This is a genomic window from Streptomyces sp. NPDC013157 (genome assembly GCF_042899865.1).
Taxonomy (GTDB): Bacteria; Actinomycetota; Actinomycetes; order Streptomycetales; family Streptomycetaceae; genus Streptomyces.
This window is the reverse complement of record NZ_JBIBAK010000009.1, coordinates 94,006-109,490: the sequence shown is the minus strand read 5'-3', so window position 1 is coordinate 109,490 and position 15,485 is coordinate 94,006. Positions and strand designations below refer to the sequence as shown.

The 15,485-nt window shown below is 73.4% G+C and carries 14 protein-coding genes; 11 read left to right on the top strand and 3 right to left on the bottom strand.

All coding sequences use genetic code 11. The annotated features are described in order from the left end of the window. Positions 1 to 5 precede the first annotated feature (5 nt). Together ACFY6U_RS26060 and ACFY6U_RS26055 are read left to right on the top strand one after the other, a co-directional pair. A complete protein-coding gene (locus tag ACFY6U_RS26060) occupies positions 6 to 878 on the top strand; it encodes an acyl-CoA dehydrogenase family protein (protein WP_390041959.1) in 873 nt (290 codons plus the stop codon). A gap of 553 nt (positions 879 to 1,431) precedes the next feature. Then, positions 1,432 to 1,908, top strand: a complete 477-nt coding sequence (locus ACFY6U_RS26055) for an ATP-binding protein (protein ID WP_390042429.1) — start codon at positions 1,432 to 1,434, stop codon at positions 1,906 to 1,908. A gap of 318 nt (positions 1,909 to 2,226) precedes the next feature. Here the strand turns inward: ACFY6U_RS26055 and ACFY6U_RS26050 are convergent, their stop codons facing one another. Further along, positions 2,227 to 3,162, bottom strand: a complete 936-nt coding sequence (locus ACFY6U_RS26050) for a cyclase family protein (RefSeq protein WP_390041957.1) — start codon at positions 3,160 to 3,162, stop codon at positions 2,227 to 2,229. Between the two features lie 86 nt (positions 3,163 to 3,248). Here ACFY6U_RS26050 and ACFY6U_RS26045 point away from each other — a divergent pair, with 86 nt between their 5' ends. The 4 genes from ACFY6U_RS26045 to ACFY6U_RS26030 all read left to right on the top strand — a co-directional run bounded on the left by ACFY6U_RS26045 (position 3,249) and on the right by ACFY6U_RS26030 (position 8,012). After that, positions 3,249 to 4,163, top strand: coding sequence for an SDR family NAD(P)-dependent oxidoreductase (locus tag ACFY6U_RS26045; protein WP_390041955.1), 915 nt, complete (start codon positions 3,249 to 3,251; stop codon positions 4,161 to 4,163). 304 nt (positions 4,164 to 4,467) lie between these two features. Then, entirely contained in the window at positions 4,468 to 5,622 is a 1,155-nt protein-coding gene (locus ACFY6U_RS26040; protein WP_390041953.1) for an acyl-CoA dehydrogenase family protein, read from the top strand. Continuing rightward, positions 5,622 to 6,674 (top strand): Zn-dependent alcohol dehydrogenase, encoded by a 1,053-nt coding sequence (locus ACFY6U_RS26035; RefSeq protein WP_390041951.1) that lies wholly within the window; start codon positions 5,622 to 5,624, stop codon positions 6,672 to 6,674. The genes ACFY6U_RS26040 and ACFY6U_RS26035 overlap by 1 nt, the downstream gene beginning before the upstream one ends. Positions 6,675 to 6,746: 72 nt before the next feature. Continuing rightward, on the top strand, positions 6,747 to 8,012 hold the full coding sequence (locus ACFY6U_RS26030; protein WP_390041949.1) for an MFS transporter: 1,266 nt from the start codon (positions 6,747 to 6,749) through the stop codon (positions 8,010 to 8,012). On the opposite strand, the gene ACFY6U_RS26025 is transcribed toward ACFY6U_RS26030, so the two are convergent. Continuing rightward, positions 7,902 to 8,939 carry a GlxA family transcriptional regulator gene (locus ACFY6U_RS26025; protein ID WP_390041947.1) on the bottom strand — a complete coding sequence of 346 codons (1,038 nt, stop codon included), beginning with the start codon at positions 8,937 to 8,939 and terminating at the stop codon, positions 7,902 to 7,904. The genes ACFY6U_RS26030 and ACFY6U_RS26025 overlap by 111 nt on opposite strands. Positions 8,940 to 9,010: 71 nt before the next feature. Between ACFY6U_RS26025 and ACFY6U_RS26020 the strand changes: the two genes are divergently transcribed. Together ACFY6U_RS26020 and ACFY6U_RS26015 are read left to right on the top strand one after the other, a co-directional pair. Beyond that, the gene (locus ACFY6U_RS26020; protein ID WP_390041945.1) at positions 9,011 to 10,330 is read left to right on the top strand and encodes an MFS transporter; all 1,320 of its coding nucleotides are present in this window, start codon (positions 9,011 to 9,013) and stop codon (positions 10,328 to 10,330) included. 207 nt (positions 10,331 to 10,537) lie between these two features. After that, on the top strand, positions 10,538 to 11,734 hold the full coding sequence (locus ACFY6U_RS26015) for a PucR family transcriptional regulator (RefSeq protein WP_390041943.1): 1,197 nt from the start codon (positions 10,538 to 10,540) through the stop codon (positions 11,732 to 11,734). Here the strand turns inward: ACFY6U_RS26015 and ACFY6U_RS26010 are convergent. Further along, positions 11,731 to 12,282 carry a DUF308 domain-containing protein gene (locus tag ACFY6U_RS26010; RefSeq protein ID WP_351484173.1) on the bottom strand — a complete coding sequence of 184 codons (552 nt, stop codon included), beginning with the start codon at positions 12,280 to 12,282 and terminating at the stop codon, positions 11,731 to 11,733. The two genes, ACFY6U_RS26015 and ACFY6U_RS26010, sit on opposite strands and share 4 nt — an antisense overlap. A 313-nt stretch (positions 12,283 to 12,595) precedes the next feature. Here ACFY6U_RS26010 and ACFY6U_RS26005 point away from each other — a divergent pair, with 313 nt between their 5' ends. From ACFY6U_RS26005 to ACFY6U_RS25995, 3 genes are all read left to right on the top strand, one after another. Further along, positions 12,596 to 13,117, top strand: coding sequence for a hypothetical protein (locus ACFY6U_RS26005; RefSeq protein WP_390041941.1), 522 nt, complete (start codon positions 12,596 to 12,598; stop codon positions 13,115 to 13,117). Positions 13,118 to 13,206: 89 nt separating this feature from the next. After that, positions 13,207 to 14,409, top strand: a complete 1,203-nt coding sequence (locus tag ACFY6U_RS26000) for a PucR family transcriptional regulator (RefSeq protein ID WP_390041939.1) — start codon at positions 13,207 to 13,209, stop codon at positions 14,407 to 14,409. A gap of 206 nt (positions 14,410 to 14,615) precedes the next feature. After that, positions 14,616 to 15,461 carry an alpha/beta hydrolase gene (locus ACFY6U_RS25995; RefSeq protein ID WP_390041937.1) on the top strand — a complete coding sequence of 282 codons (846 nt, stop codon included), beginning with the start codon at positions 14,616 to 14,618 and terminating at the stop codon, positions 15,459 to 15,461. The last annotated feature ends 24 nt before the right edge of the window (positions 15,462 to 15,485 follow it).

The following is a 15,485-nucleotide window of genomic DNA, read 5'->3' as shown; positions in this document are numbered from 1 at the left end:
CGGACGTGCGCTTTCGACTGACCCGTGATCAGGAGGCGGTGCGGGAGGGCATGCGGGAGCTGCTCGGGCGCCGGTTCGACGGCGCGGCGCTGCGGGCGGCCGCCGACGGACCCGGGTGTCTCGACCGGGGCCTGTGGCGGGAGCTGGGGGCCGCCGGGTTCTTCGCGCTGCGGCTGCCGGAGGCCGACGGCGGGGTCGGACTCGGGCTGCCCGAGGCCGTGTTGGTGTTCGAGGAGGCGGGGCGGGCGCTGCTGCCGGGACCGCTGGTGGCCACCCACCTCGCGGCGGCCGACGTGCCCGGTGCGGCCGCCGGGGAGGCCGTGGTGGCCCGCGTGGACGGCGGCCTGGTGGAGTGGCTGGCCGACGCGGACGCCGTGACGGGGGACGCGTCGGGGGCCGTACCCGTGCGCTCGGTTGACCCGTTGACGCCCCTGCACCGGGTCCCGGGACCGGCCTCGGGGGCCCCCGACCCGGTCGCCGTGCTGCTCACCGCCGCCGAGCAGCTCGGCACGGCCACGCGCGTGTGCGAGCTGTCCGTGCAACATGCCCGCACGCGCGTGCAGTTCGGCCGGCCCGTCGGGGCGTTCCAGGCGGTCAAGCACCTGTGCGCCGAGATGCTGGTGCGCGCCGAGACCGCGCGGGCGGCCGTCTACGCCGCCGCCGTCACCTCCGACCCCGTGGACATCGCGGCGGCCCGGCTGCTCGCCGACGAGGCCGCCGTGCGCGGCGCCCGGGACTGCCTCCAGGTGCACGGCGGGATGGGCTTCACGTGGGAGTCGGAGGTGCATCTGCATCTGAAACGGACATGGGTACGGGCGCAGCGTGGTGGAGTGAATACGGAGAGTGAGGAATTGCTCGCCGCGGAGTTGCTCGGTTGAGCGTTCGAAACGGCCCTGGCCTGCGGAATCATGGGTTCGAGCGACCCGGATGTCGCGGATTGTGGCATACCGGAATCACTGAGCGTTGATACCGGGTTGTGTCCAACGCGTGACTCGTCACGGCCTGGAGTCGGCTGTCCCCTCGGGTACCTTCTGTGGGATGCGAGTGGTTCCGAGGACGAGCCATGCCGGCGGAGCCGTCGAAGCGGCCCCGCCGCTCGGGGTGCGCACCGCCACTCGCAGGGCGGTAAGGGCTTGCGCCCCCGCCTGTTCGACTCCCCGCCGCGAGCGTCGCACAGTATGCCGTGGGCGTACTCCTTCGCGCTGGAATATGCCCGAAGCGCTTGTTGGGGTGACTGTACGTCAACCATGCTGTCTCGTAAGGGAATCACGTTCCGTGACCCTTGCTCTGGCCGTTGTTCTGGCCATGCAGAAAATGGCTACGATCGTGGCCCTCGCCGTCCTTGTCGTCGCGGCACTCGTCGCGGCGCTCGCTCGGTGCGGGTTCATGTGTCCGCCGGTTCGGATGGTGTGAGCGGTGCAGGTGCTTCAAGTGCAGCTGGAGATCCGGCCTGACCCCACGGAGGTCGGGCGGGCCAGAAGGTGGGCCCGCTCGCGCCTCGCCGGGTCCGGTATAGCGGCGGACGAGCCGCTGGCCGAGACGCTGATCCTGCTCGTCTCCGAGCTGGTCACCAACGCCGTGGTGCACACCGGCTGTCCGGCCGTGCTGCGGCTCTCGCTGCCGGGTGCGGACCGCGGGGGCGCCGACGAGTCGGTCACCGTGCGGCTGGAGGTCGCCGACGCCAGCGACCGTGCGCCCGTGCCGCGGTGCGCCGACGGCGACGCGACCGGCGGCCGGGGTCTCGCCCTCGTCGACGGGCTCGCCGACCGCTGGGGCTGGAGCCCCGAAGGCGCCGGCAAGCGCATCTGGTGCGAACTCGACCGCTGTTCGGAAACCCGGCAGGGCGCGGCGGTGGCGTACGGCGGCGGTCTGGCCTCGTACGAAGGGCTGGCCTTCGAGGCGGTGTGATCCCGGTGTGCGGCCATGCGCCGGGGTTTGCATCCGTGCGCGCCCATCGCGAACCGGGGCATAAGTCGTAAAACCCCGTACGGGTGTTGACGCCTTGTGACGGTTTGCTCACGCTTGAGGTCTGCGATTCGCCGCGAGGGGACGGCGAGGGTCTGGGTGACGGATGTCCTCGCCGAGTGTGGGTCGAGCCGGACGGCGGCGCGCGGGACCGGGCTCGGGGCGGGCCGGTGCGCGCAGCCGTCCGGATTCAGGGGGGAATGGGGGAGGGCCGGTGTCACGCCCCGTCGGGCGTGACACCGGCTTCCGGACGGGTGCCGTTCAGAGGACGGCCACGGGGGCGACCGGAGTGCCCGTCGCCCCGACGAACGGCTCGGGCATCGCCGACAGCAGGAACGCGTACCGGCCGGTTTCTCCACAGGCTGTGGACAACTCTTCGAGGTTCCAGTTCTGCCCCTGCAGCATCCCCATCTCGACCAGGTCCAGGGCGTGCACGGGCAGCCACAGGTCCTCGATCTCGGGCGGGAAGATCTCGAACGTCAGGGTGTCGTTCGCGACGGCGGCCACGTCGCGCGCGTGGAACCACTCCGGGGCGTGCACCGAGAGGCCCGGCGACGGATAGCCGTACGCGTGCTTGTCCCCCGCGAGGTACACCTGCACCTGTCCGGTCCGGACGAGCACGATGTCGCCGCCGCGCACGGTCGTCCCGGCGAACTCCTCGGCGGCGTCGAGGTCGTCCGGGGTGACCGCGTGGCCGCCCGCCAGCCGGTCCACGCCACGCGCGTGTGCCACGTCCAGCAGCACCCCGCGCGAGACGATGTGCCGCGCCGTCGAGATCCCGCTGAACTCCGCACCGCCGTGTGCGGTCACGGTGTGCGCCGGGCGGCCGTTGTACAGCTTGCCCGAGTGCGAGACGTGGGTGAGCGCGTCCCAGTGGGTGCCGGCCTGCAGTCCCATGGTCACGGCGTCGTCGCTGCACGCGACGGTCCCCGGGCCGAACAGTTCCTGGTTGATCTGCACCATGGCGTGCAGCGGGTTGACCCGCCCGGGGATCATCCCGGTCTGCACGCCGTCCTGCTGGAGCGGCAGGGCGAGCGGGACGCGCCGCCCGGTCCGGACCGTCGCCGCCGCCTCCCGCACCACCTCGTCGGTGATCAGGTTCAGCGTGCCGATCTCGTCGTCGGCGCCCCAGCGCCCCCAGTTGTTGACGCGCTTGGCGATGTCGTGGAACGCGGGATGAGATGACGGCGCTGGCATCTGGGTCCTCCCCGGGGCTTGTGTCCGCACATCCGACGCGCCATAAAATCTAACGGTCCGTCAGAAACCGCGGGAAGGGGCCGGGCGTGGGGAACTTCTTGGCAGGCAAGGTCGTCGCCGTGACGGGTGCGGGGCGCGGTATCGGACGGGCGGTGGCGCTGGCGGCGGCGGCCGAGGGGGCGAAGGTCGTCGTGAACGACTACGGCGTCTCGGTCGACGGCGCCTCGCCCACCAGCGAGGTCGCCGAGGCCGTCGTCAAGGAGATCGAGGCGGCGGGCGGGGACGCGGTCGCGGTGGCCGACGACATCTCCACGATGGCCGGCGGGCAGCGGGTGGTGGACACGGCGCTGTCGTCGTACGGCCGGCTCGACGGGGTCGTGTGCGTGGCGGGGATCCTGCGCGAGCGGATGCTGTTCAACATGGCCGAGGAGGAGTGGGACCCGGTGGTCGCCACCCACCTCAAGGGCACGTTCACGGTGTTCCGGGCGGCGTCGGCGGTGATGCGGGGGCAGCGCGCCGGCACGCTGATCGGATTCACCAGCGGCAACCACCAGGGCTCGGTCTCGCAGGCCAACTACAGCGCGGCGAAGGGCGGGATCATCTCGCTCGTGCGGAGCGCGGCGCTCGGCCTGCACAAGTACGGGGTGACCGCGAACGCGGTGGCGCCGGTGGCCCGGACCCGGATGTCGGCGGGCGTGCCGATGGAACTGGCCGAGATCGGCGAGCCGGAGGACGTGGCCGCGTTCGTGGTCTACCTGCTGTCCGACGCGGCGCGGGACGCGGGGGTCACCGGGCAGGTCTACACGGTCGCCGGACCGAAGATCGCGGTGTGGGCCCAGCCGAGGGAGCTGCGGGCCGCGTACGCCGACGGGGGCTCCTGGACCCCGGAACGGATCGCGGAGGCGCTGCCCGGGAGCGTGGGCACGGATCCGATGCCGATGCTGGCACGACTGGCGGCGATGGAGGCGGCCGCGCGAACGGGAAGCCGGCCGAACGCCTAGTGGGCAGGGGGTGCGGCACGTGTGCGGGTGCGGCGCCGTCGCGGCTGTTCGCGCAGTTCCCCGCGCCCCTGTGGGGGTGTGCGGTGGGTGCGCGGGTGCGGCGCCGCGGGGGGTGTTCGCGCAGTTCCCCGCGCCCCTGGGGCGGCTGTCCACGCCTGCGTTCGCAGTCCCGGTCCGCCAGGTCATCAGTGCCCACATCCCGTCGGCACCCTTCCTTTCTCCGCCGCGACGGCGATCAGCCACCGCGGTGGTCACCGGCGGTTTTCGTACGGGCCGTAGTCCCCACGCATCTCTGGAGGTCACCGTGGATTTCGGCGCAGTGCCGGAGGACGAGGTGTTTCGCAGTGAAGTCCGGACCTGGCTGGGTGCGCATGCCGAGTCCGGGGTGGACCGGCGTAGTTGGGAGCGCACCCTCGGGGCCGACGGGTGGATCGGGCTGGGGTGGGCGGAGGGCGGGTACGGGAACCGGACCGCGACGCTCACTCAGCAGGTCGCCTGGGCCGAGGAATACGCGCGGTCGGCCGCGCCGCCCCGCTCCGGGCACATCGGGGAGAACCTGCTCGCCCCGACGCTCATCGCGCACGGCAGCAGTGAGCAGAAGGCGCGCTTTCTGCCGGCCGTCGCCGCCGGGGAGGAGCTGTGGTGCCAGGGATACAGCGAACCCGGCGCGGGCTCCGATCTCGCCGGGGTGCGGACCGTGGCGGTGCGGGAGGGGGACGGCTACCGCATCACCGGGCAGAAGATCTGGACCTCGCTCGCGCACGAGGCCGACTGGTGTTTCGTGCTGGCACGGTCCGAGGCGGGCTCGCGGCGCCATCACGGGCTGAGCTTCCTGCTCGTGCCCATGGACCAGCCGGGCCGCGTCGAGGTCCGCCCGATCCGGCAGATGACCGGCACCAGCGACTTCAACGAGGTCTTCTTCGACGGCGCGCACGCGCGCGTGGAGCACGTCGTCGGAGGCGAGGGCAACGGGTGGCGCGTCGCGATGAGCCTGCTCGGGTTCGAGCGCGGGGTGTCCACGCTCGCCCAGCAGATCGGGTTCGCACAGGAGTTGGGGCGGGTGGTGCGGGACGCCGTGGAGAACGGGGCCGCCGACGATCCCGTCGTACGGGATCGGCTGGTGCGGCAGTGGGCCGAGCTGCGGGTGATGCGGTGGAACGCCCTGCGGACGCTGGGGAACTCGGCCGCTGAGCCCGGCGCGCCCAGTGTGGCCAAGCTGCTGTGGGGCGGCTGGCACCAGCGGCTCGGCGAACTCGCGGTGCTGGTGCGGGGCGCGGCCGCGAGCGTCGGCCCGGCCGGCTGGTCGGCCGCCGCACCGTACGAACTGGACGCCGCCCAGCACCTGTTCCTCTTCTCCCGGGCCGACACCGTCTACGGCGGCTCGGACCAGGTCCAGCGCACCATCATCGCCGAGCGGGTGCTCGGTCTGCCGAGGGAACCGAAGGGGGGCGAGTCGTGATGCGTGGGGTCGTGTTCGACGGCAAGCAGGTGCAGGTAGTCGACGATCTGGAGGTGCGGGAGCCGGGGCCCGGTGAGGTGCTGGTCGCGGTGTCGGCGGCCGGGCTCTGCCACAGCGATCTGTCGGTGGTGGACGGGACCATACCCTTCCCCGTTCCTGTGGTGCTGGGCCATGAGGGTGCCGGCGTGGTGGAGGCCGTGGGTGTGGGCGTCACCCATGTGGCGCCGGGGGACCACGTCGCCCTGTCCACGCTCGCCAACTGCGGTGCCTGCGCCGACTGCGACCGGGGCCGGCCCACCATGTGCCGCAAGGCGATAGGGCGCCCGCAGAAGCCGTTCACGCGTGGCGGCCGGCCCGTGTACCAGTTCGCGTGCAACTCGGCCTTCGCGGAACGGACGGTCGTCAAGGCCGTGCAGGCGGTACGGATCCCGAAGGACATCCCCCTGACGTCGGCCGCCCTCATCGGGTGCGGGGTGCTGACCGGTGTGGGCGCCGTCCTGAACCGTGCCCGGGTCGACCGCGGCGACACCGTGCTGGTCATCGGCACCGGCGGGATCGGCCTGAACGTCATCCAGGGCGCGCGGATCGCGGGCGCGTTGCGGATCGTGGCCGTGGACGCCAACCCGGCCAAGGAGGAGGTGGCCCGGCAGTTCGGCGCGACCGACTTCCTGACCTCGACGGAGGCGGTGAAGGACCTGCTGCCGACCGGGGTGGACCACGCCTTCGAGTGCGTCGGCAGGGTCGAGCTGGTCCGGCAGGCCGTCGACCTCCTCGACCGCCACGGCCAGGCCGTCCTCCTCGGCACGCCCGCCGCCACCGCCGAGGCGTCCTTCGTCGTCGCCTCGATGTTCCTCGACAAGTCCATCCTGGGCTGCCGGTACGGCTCCTCGCGCCCGCAGCACGACATCGCCCTCTACGCCGGCCTGTACCGCCAAGGAAGCCTGCTGCTCGACGAGCTGGTGACCGAGACGTACCCGGTCGAGGACTTCGAGAAGGTGTGGGCGGACGCGGAGGCGGGGCGGGTGGCCCGGGGGGTGCTCACCTTCCGGTGAGCGCGCACGGGGTTCTCCACAGCCCGGGGAAAACCTCTCGGCGTTGTCGGTCCCGCCCCCTACCGTCGTCCCATGACCTACCGTGACGTCGCGTCCAAGCAGGTCCTGGTCTGGGCCGGGACCGCCGTGGGGGCCCGGATGCCGGTCGCCATGGCGCCGTTGGCCCTGGTTTTCCTGGTGCGGGAGCGGGCCGGCGGCTACTCGCTGGGCGCGCTGCTCGCGGCGGCCTATGTGGTCGGCGAGATCGTGGGGGCGCCCGTGCTCGGAATGCGGCTGCGTCCGGAGCGGGTGCGGGTGCAGCTGGCCGTGGGGCTCGCGGTCGGGGCCGCCGGGTTCGCGGGGCTCGGTGGCTTCCCGGACCCGCCGCCGGCCGTCCTCGCCGCCTTCGCGTGGGTCGCCGGTGCCGCGCCGGCCGCCGCCACCGGGGGCCTGCGCACGCTGCTCACCGCGCTGGTCCCGGAGCACGCGGCGGCGCAGGCACTGTCCGTCGAGTCGATGCTGACGTCCGCCGTGTGGGCCGTCTCCCCGGCCGCGGTGGCCGGCCTGGCCCTCGGTGCCGCCCCCGCCGCCCCGCTGCGGCTCGCCGCCGCCCTCATGGCCGCGTCGGCGGCCGGGCTGTGGCTCCTTCCGCCGGCCTGGGGCACGGCCGGGCGGACGGCCGCGCCCCTCGTGCGCGTGCTGGCCGGCGCCTGGCCGGTGTACGTCACGGGCGCGGCCAGCCTGACCCTGCTCGGGCTGTCCGAACTCGTGCTGCCCGCCCTGCTCGAACAGCGCGGAATCGACGTCGGCTGGTCGGGTCCGCTGCTGACCGGGATGGCGGTCGGCGGCGGGCTCGGCGCGTTCCTGCACGGCCTGCGCGCCTGGCCGGGACGGCTGCGCACCCGCAGTGTGCTGCTGATGGCCGGCACGGCGTTCTGCGTGACGATCGCGGCGCTCGTACCGCGCGCCGCGGGGATCGCGGCCGTGCTCGTCCTCGGCGGCATGTTCCAGTCGGCCGCGATGCTCACCCGCAACCTGTCGCTGCGCGAGGTGCTCCCGCCGAGTGCCCTGGCCGCCGGGTACGCGGTCATGTACGCGGCTGCCGGCGCCGGTTACGCGGTGACCGGCTCCCTCGCCGGGGCGCTGCTGCGGGTGGTGGCGCCGTCCACGGCCGTGCTGGCCGGGGTCGGCGTGACGCTGGTGCTCAGCGCGGTCGGCTGGTGGGGCGAGGCGCGGCGGGCTCGGAGGTCAGCCCGGGGCGCCGACGACGCCGGGGCTGTCGGGGCTGCCGGGGTCGCCCGTCCCGGTGCGGAAGGTACGGCGATAGGCGGTCGGGGTGACGCCGAGCGCTGCCTGTAGGTGCTGGCGCATCGACTGGGCGGTGCCGAAGCCGGCGTCGCGGGCCACCTGGTCGACGGAGAGGCCGCTGGACTCCAGGAGGTGGCGGGCGCGTTCGACGCGCTGCCGGGTGAGCCACTGACCGGGGCTGACGCCGGTCTCCTCGCGGAAGCGGCGGGTGAAGGTCCGTACCGACATGGCCTCCTGCTCGGCCATGTCGCGCAGCTGGATGGGCTCGTGGAGGCGGCCGAGGGCCCAGGCGCGGGCTGCGGTGGTGGTGGCGACCTGGGGGTCGGGGACCGGGCGGTGGATGTACTGGGCCTGGCCGCCGTCCCGGTGCGGGGGGACGACCGTACGGCGGGCCACCTCGTTGGCGACGGCCGTGCCGTGGTCGCGTCGGACCATGTGCAGGCACAGGTCGATGCCGGCGGCCACCCCGGCGGAGGTGAGGATGTCGCCGTCGTCGATGAAGAGGACGTCCGCGTCCACCTCCAGCTGCGGGAACAGCTGCTGGAGATGGTCCGCCTCGGCCCAGTGCGTGGTCGCCGGACGGCCGTCGAGGTAGCCGGCGGCGGCCAGGACGTAGACGCCGGTGCAGATGGAGGCGAGCCGGGTGCCGGGGCGGATGTGGGCGAGGGCGGCGGCCAGCTCGGGGGTGAGGACGCCCTTCTCGAAGACCGGGCCCAGCTCGTACGACGCCGGGATGATCACCGTGTCGGCGGTGGCCAGCGTCTCGGGGCCGTTGGGCACGTGGATCGCGAAGTCGGCGTCGGTCTCGACCGGGCCGGGCGGGCGGACCGAGCAGGTCACGACCTCGTACAGATGGCGGCCCCGGGCGTCCTTGGGACGGCCGAAGATGCGGTGCGGGATGCCCAGCTCGAAGGGGAGCAGGCCGTCGAGGGCGAGGACGACGACGCGGTGCGGGCGGAAGCCGGGGTCACTGCTCATGGCCCGATCCTAGCGAATACTGTCCTCCGGGCCACTCGATGGAGTGAACCCGCCGGCCGGATATTTGTGGCGTGACCCAGACAACCGAAGCCGCAGCAGCCCGTCAGGACGCGAAGCCGACCCGCTCGCCGCGCATCCACCGCGCCTGGTTCGTCGCCGCCGTCACCTTCGTCACGATCATCGGCGCGGCCGCCTTCCGCTCCCTGCCCGGCCTGCTCATCGACCCCCTGCACGCGGAGTTCGGCTGGTCGCGCGGCACCATCGGCGCGGCCGTCTCCGTCAACCTCGCGCTGTACGGGCTCACCGCGCCCTTCGCGGCCGCCCTGATGGACCGTTTCGGCATACGGCGGGTGGTGGCCGTCGCCCTGACCGTCATCGCGATCGGCTCGGGCCTGACCGTGTGGATGACGGCGGCCTGGCAGCTGATGCTCTGCTGGGGCCTGCTGGTCGGCCTCGGCTCCGGCTCCATGGCCCTCGCCTTCGCGGCCACGGTCACCAACCGCTGGTTCACCACCCGGCGCGGCCTGGTCAGCGGCATCCTGACCGCCGCCTCCGCCTCGGGACAGCTGATCTTCCTGCCGCTGCTGTCCTGGATGGTCGAGACGCACGACTGGCGCCCCGCCGCCGTCACCGTCGCCCTCGCCGCACTCGCGGTCGTGCCCTTCGTCTGGCTGCTGCTGCGCGACCACCCGGCCGACGTGGGCCAGAAGCCGTACGGCGCCACCGAGTTCGTACCGAAGCCGGCACCGGTCACCGGGGCGGCCCGCAGGACCCTCGGCGTGCTGTCCTCCGCCGTCCGCACCGGCCCCTTCTGGCTGCTCGCCGGCACCTTCGCGATCTGCGGGGCGTCCACCAACGGCCTGATCCAGACCCACTTCGTGCCCGCCGCCCACGACCACGGCCTGCCGGTCACCACGGCGGCCTCGCTGCTCGCGGTCATCGGCGTGTTCGACGTCGTCGGCACGATCGCCTCCGGCTGGTTCACCGACCGCTTCGAACCGCGCCGCCTGCTCGCCGTCTACTACGCCCTGCGCGGCGTCTCCCTGCTCTTCCTGCCGATGCTGCTGGGCCCGGCGGTCCACCCCTCGATGGTCTTCTTCATCATCTTCTACGGCCTCGACTGGGTCGCCACCGTCCCGCCCACCCTGGCCCTGTGCCGGGAGCAGTACGGCGAGGACAGCGCCATCGTCTTCGGCTGGGTCCTCGCCTCCCACCAGGTCGGCGCGGCCCTCGTCGCCTACCTCGGCGGCGTCGCCCGCGACGTCTTCGGCACCTACGACATGGTCTGGTACGCCTCCGGCGCCCTGTGCGCGGCGGCGGCCCTGATGGCCCTGGTGATCCGGCGACGGCCGGTGGCCCCCGTGGGCGGACTCGGCGCCGTGGTGGCCTAGGCCAGGCGCTCCGCCGGAAGTGCTGCGATGGATGCGCCGTCTGCCGTCTGCGGCGCCGTCGTGGCTGGTCGAGGGGGGGAACCCCGGCGCCCCTTCGGGGCGCGTTGCGAACCGCAGCGGACTTCGCCGGCCCCGCGTGGCGCTCCGGTCCCGTCCCGCGCTCCGGTGGCGGGGCGGGAGCCCGGCGCCGTGTGGAAGGATCGTCGGGTGAACGTGCATCGCCCAGCCGGCGCGGGCAGCGCCGACGGTGACCTGCGGGGTGTTCTTCAGCGCTTCGACGTGGGCGTCGTGGTGCGCAGGATGGAGGCCGGTTTCGGTCGGCTCCCCGCCTACACCGACTTCCAGTGGCCGGTGGACCGGGCCGCGGTGGTGCGCTGGAACGTCGACCTCGTCCTGCGCTGGCTGGTCAACGGCTCGCCGCCGGACGACTACCTCCGGTCCGAGCTGCACGAGTTCCTGCGCGCCCGCGCGATATCCGGGCAGCCGATCGAGGACAGCATCCTGGTCTACCGCCGCGGCGCGCGCATGTTCTGGGAGGCGCTGCTGGATCTGGCGACGGACGACGACCGGGCGCTGCTGCTCGCTCGTTCGGAGACCGTCTGGGGCTGTCTGGAGGACTACCTCGACCTGGTCGTGGAGGTGTTCGCACGGGCCTACGCGGACCAGGAGGACGCGCCGTCCACGGCCGGTGACCGGCGCGCCCGTACCCTGTTCGACCGGCTGTGCGCCCAGCTGCCCGTCACGATCGAGGACCGGGACCGGGCCGCCCGGCTCGGCTTCGACCTGGTGGAGCCGTACCGGCCGTTCACCGCGCGGCTCGCCGGGGCATCGGTTGCCGCGCACGCCGATCTCGCGTTCCGGCTGCGTGCGGCGGGGGCGCTGGCCTTCACCGAGGGGCTCCGGGTCACCGGGCTGACACCGCCCGGATTCGGCTGGACGGTGTTCCTCGAAGACCCGCGGCTGCTGCTGGCCGAGGACGAGCCGCTGGCCCGCGGCCGGCTCGGAGCGGCGGCCGACGGGCTGCGTGCACTGATCGCCATCGGGGCCAGGTCCGGGCGCCGGGGCCGGGTGCGCGCCGACGACCACCTGCCCGAACTGCTGCTCGCCGACGCCCCGGAGATCGCCGACCGGATGGTCCGGCGGGTCTTCGGGCCGCTGGAGCGTGCCGACGCCGTGGACCTGGCGGCCACCCTGCGCTGCCTCGCCGCCCACGGCTTCGACAGCACGGCGGCCGCGGCCGCGCTGCCGGTGCACCGCAACACGCTGCTGTACCGGGTGGGCCGGATCGAGAAGCTGACCGGCCTGTCTCTCAGGGATCAGCGGGACCGCACCCTCGTCCTGCTCGCGGTCACCTGGGAGGCGCTCGGCACGGACCTGGGGTCGGCCGGCCCCGACAGCCCCTAGGCCGTCCGCACGGTGTCCCGCAGCCGGCGGGCCAGGCCCAGCTGCATGGCGCCGAGCATGATCATCCAGAGGCCGGCCAGGAACGCCAGCGTCAGCAGCGACAGCTGCGGCCAGGTCAGCAGCATCAGGCCGGCGAGGACACCGAGCAGGCCGATGAAGACGTTCCAGCCGCGTCCGGGCAGACCGGGACGGTCCAGCGCCACGAACACGGCCGTGAAACCGTCGACCATCCAGTAGATGCCGAGCAGCAGCCCGAGCGCGAGCACCGTGATCAGCACGTGCCGCAGGCTGTACAGCCCGAGCAGCAGACTGACCACGCCGAGAACTCCCGTCAGGGCGCGGGCGGTGTCCCCTGCGCCCAGGCTCACCGATCCCACCAGGCGGAACACCCCGGTGGCGACCAGCTGTACGCCGAAGACGACCGCGAGCACGACCAGTGTCGGACCGGGCCAGGCCACGGCGACGACGCCGGAGCCGATCGAGACCAGCCCGAAGAGCAGGTGCCATGTCCAGGAACGGCCCAGGCGGGCCAGGGGGCTCTTGTGCATGCGGCGAAGTTATCGGCGCTCCCGGTGGGCGGTTTTCCAAAAACCGGGCGCGGATTCGTGCCCGGGCACAAGGCGTCAGGGCGTTCAATGACGGCAGAACACCAGTACGGGAGGGGGAGCCTGTGTCCGAGCTTGATCCGCGCCGGAGGCCGGTCGGGACTCCGGAGGCGACTCTCCGGCGGCTGCCGGCCGGGACGCCCCCCGGACGTGTCCGGGAAGCCGCTTCGCGTGGCGCCCGGCCGCCGGCGGCCCACCGGCCCCGGACCCGGCTCCGGGCCTGGGGCCGGCCGTCGCTGCCCGGGGTGCACGGCGTATGAGCGTCTCCGCCGACTGGGAGAGCTTCGCCGTGATGACCGGAGGAGCCAGCGCCGCCCTCACCGGGCTGCTGTTCGTCGCGGTGTCCGTGGACGCCCGCCGGATCGCCCGGCACCCGGGCCTGCGGGCGGGCGCGGCGCAGACCCTGGTGCTGTTCATCGCGCCGCTGCTCATGGCGACCGTCCTGCTCGTGCCCGGCCAGCCCGACCGGGTGCTGGGCGCCGAGCTCATCGTCATGGGGATCGGCGCCAGCCTGAGCCTGCTGGCCATCGGGCGGAACAAGCGCGGGTCGGCCGTCGACGACGGGCGGCTGACCGACATCTTCGACCGCCGGGACACCAACGTGGTCGTCATGCTGCTGTTCGTGGCGGCCGGGGTCCTGCTGGCCTTCGGCCACGACGCCGGCCTCTACCTGCTGCTGCCGGCCTCCGCCGTGGCGTTCGTCAGCGGGGTGCTGAACGCGTGGCGCTTCCTGCTCCCGCCGCCCGACGCACGCCCGCGGCGTGGACAAGGCCGCTGATCACCGGGGCCGACGGTGAACGCAGCCTCCGGCCGCACAGGCCGCCACACGAGCCGGGGCACGCCGGACCGCATCGAGCCCTCCGGAAGGTGACGCGCATATACGCCATGCCCCGCGCCGACGCCTGCTCCGCGGCGGCCGGTCGGCTGCGCAGCGTACTCCACGGCCTGGACCTCGACCTGATGGCGCATCAGGTAGCCCGCGGCCTGGCAGATGCGCCGACCGGCCGGATACCCGGCCATGGCTGCCGGGCCGGGTCCCGGGAGGACATGATCCGCCGCAGCGTCGAACTGATCAGGAACTGGCTGCTGAGCGGGCAGGAACCTGTCGGGGACATGCTGTCGGAACTCTACGAGGCAGCGCGCGCCGCGGCCGGGCACGGCCTCGTCGCCGAGGACGCCTTCCGTGCCTGCTCCGGGGCGGCACGCGCGGTGTGCAGCGCGCTGCTGGAGCTCAGCCCGGCCGAGGACAGGGTATGGCTGATGCCGCAGCTGGACGTGGCGTGGGCGTTCCTGGACATCGCCCTGACGACCGTGCGGAGGGCGTTCGCCGACCAGCGGGAGCTTCCGTCCGCCGACGGCAACTCCCGTGCGGCAGCGCTGTTCGCCCGGATCTGCGCCCGGTCGGCGACGACCGTCGAGGACCTGGACCGCGCGGAACGGCTGGGCTTCGATCTCGCCGGCCCGTACCGCCCTTTCGTGACGGCGCTCGACGGTGGTTCGGCCGCCGCCCATGCCGGCCTGGCGGCGCGTCTGCGGACCGCGGGGGCGCTGGCCTGCGCGGAGGGGCACCGCGTGGCCGGCCTGACCCGGCCGGGGTTCGACTGGACGGACTTCCTCGCCGACAGCGCGCTGGTCCTCGCCGCCGAGTCGGCCACCGGCCGCGCGGCACTCGCGGAAACGGTCGGCACCCTGCACGACCTGGTCACCCTGGGGAGCAGGGCGGGGCGCCGGGGACGGATCCGCCTCGACGACTTCCTGACGGAGGTCATGCTCGCGAACTCCCCCCAGCTCGCCGACGGCGTCATGCGGCGCGTACTGGGCCGGCTCGATGCCGAGGATCCCTCCGGAACGCTGTCGCAGACACTGACGTGCCTGGTCGCGCACGGTTTCAACCGGACGGCGGCCGCGGCAGCCCTCCCGGCCCACCGCAACACCTTGCTCTACCGGATCAACCGGATCGAGAAGCTGTCCGGCCTCGACCTCGACCGGCATGCCCACCGGGAGCTGGCCCGGCTGGCGGTCGTCCGGGCGGAGACGACAGGCGCGAGCACCGCGCCTCGCTCCGCGTGACCAGGCCGCGCGACCGCACCGGCCGGCCCCGCGCCGGTTACGGGGAACCCCCCTGTACCCGGGCGCCGTCATGGCGCCCAACGGCGGGCCGACTTCTTGTCCCCGTGCACAACCAGGCAGGTGCCACGCTGGCCGGGCGGCAGGGTCCGGCGCAGCCGGGATTCCCGCCCTGCCGGCACCCGTAACGCGATGGAGGAGATGCGGGCATGACGACGGCCCCGGACACGATCGTCCTGATACACGGCCTGTGGATGACGCCGCTCGCCTGGGAGCATTGGGTGACCCGGTACGAGGAGCGCGGATTCACCGTGCTGACGCCCGGCTACCCGGGGATCGAGCCCGGGGAGGCCGGGGTCGCGGCGCTCCGGAAGGACGCCTCCGCGATCGCCGGCGTCGGGGTCCGCGAGGTGCTGGACCATCTCACCGGCCTCATTCAGGAGTTGGACACTCCACCGATCATCATGGGGCACTCGTTCGGCGGGACCTTCGCCCAGCTGCTGGTGGGTGCCGGGCTCGGGGCGGCGGGGGTGTCGCTCGACGGCGCAGCGGTCAAGGGCGTGAACGCGATGCCCCTGTCCGAGCTCCGTTCGGTGCTGCCGGTCCTGAAGGACCCGGCGAACGTCCACCGGGCCGTCCCGCTGACGGCCGAGCAGTTCCACTACGCGTTCACCAACACCCTGGACGAGGACGCCTCGCGGCGCGCCTACGACCGCTACGCGGTGCCGACGCCGGCCCGCATCCTCTTCCAGGGCGGTCTCGCGGCCGTCACCCGCCACGCGGCCACCACCTTCGACTTCGCCGACGACGACCGGGCGCCGCTGCTGTTCGTCTCCGGCGGCAGCGACCACATCCTGCCCCCCGTCGTCCAGCGGCAGAACTACGAGAAGAACGTCAAGCACTCGGCGGCGATCACCGCGCACACCGTGTTCGAGGGGCGTGACCACTTCACCTGCGGCGAGCCCGGGTGGGAGGCGGTGGCCGACTTCGCCCTCGACTGGGCGCTGGACCCGCGCCCCGGAGTCCTCGACTCCGCGACCGGCGACCCGGTGTGACCGGCCGACCTCCGAGAACGGAAG

What these genes read in the sequence shown, in the direction of transcription:
- ACFY6U_RS26050 (WP_390041957.1), bottom strand. Translation starts at nt 3,162, where the DNA reads ATGCCAGCGCCGTCATCTCATCCCGCGTTCCACGACATCGCCAAGCGC.
- ACFY6U_RS26035 (WP_390041951.1), top strand. Translation starts at nt 5,622, where the DNA reads ATGCGTGGGGTCGTGTTCGACGGCAAGCAGGTGCAGGTAGTCGACGAT.
- ACFY6U_RS26030 (WP_390041949.1), top strand. Translation starts at nt 6,747, where the DNA reads ATGACCTACCGTGACGTCGCGTCCAAGCAGGTCCTGGTCTGGGCCGGG.
- ACFY6U_RS26025 (WP_390041947.1), bottom strand. Translation starts at nt 8,939, where the DNA reads ATGAGCAGTGACCCCGGCTTCCGCCCGCACCGCGTCGTCGTCCTCGCC.
- ACFY6U_RS26010 (WP_351484173.1), bottom strand. Translation starts at nt 12,282, where the DNA reads ATGCACAAGAGCCCCCTGGCCCGCCTGGGCCGTTCCTGGACATGGCAC.
- ACFY6U_RS26005 (WP_390041941.1), top strand. Translation starts at nt 12,596, where the DNA reads ATGAGCGTCTCCGCCGACTGGGAGAGCTTCGCCGTGATGACCGGAGGA.
- ACFY6U_RS25995 (WP_390041937.1), top strand. Translation starts at nt 14,616, where the DNA reads ATGACGACGGCCCCGGACACGATCGTCCTGATACACGGCCTGTGGATG.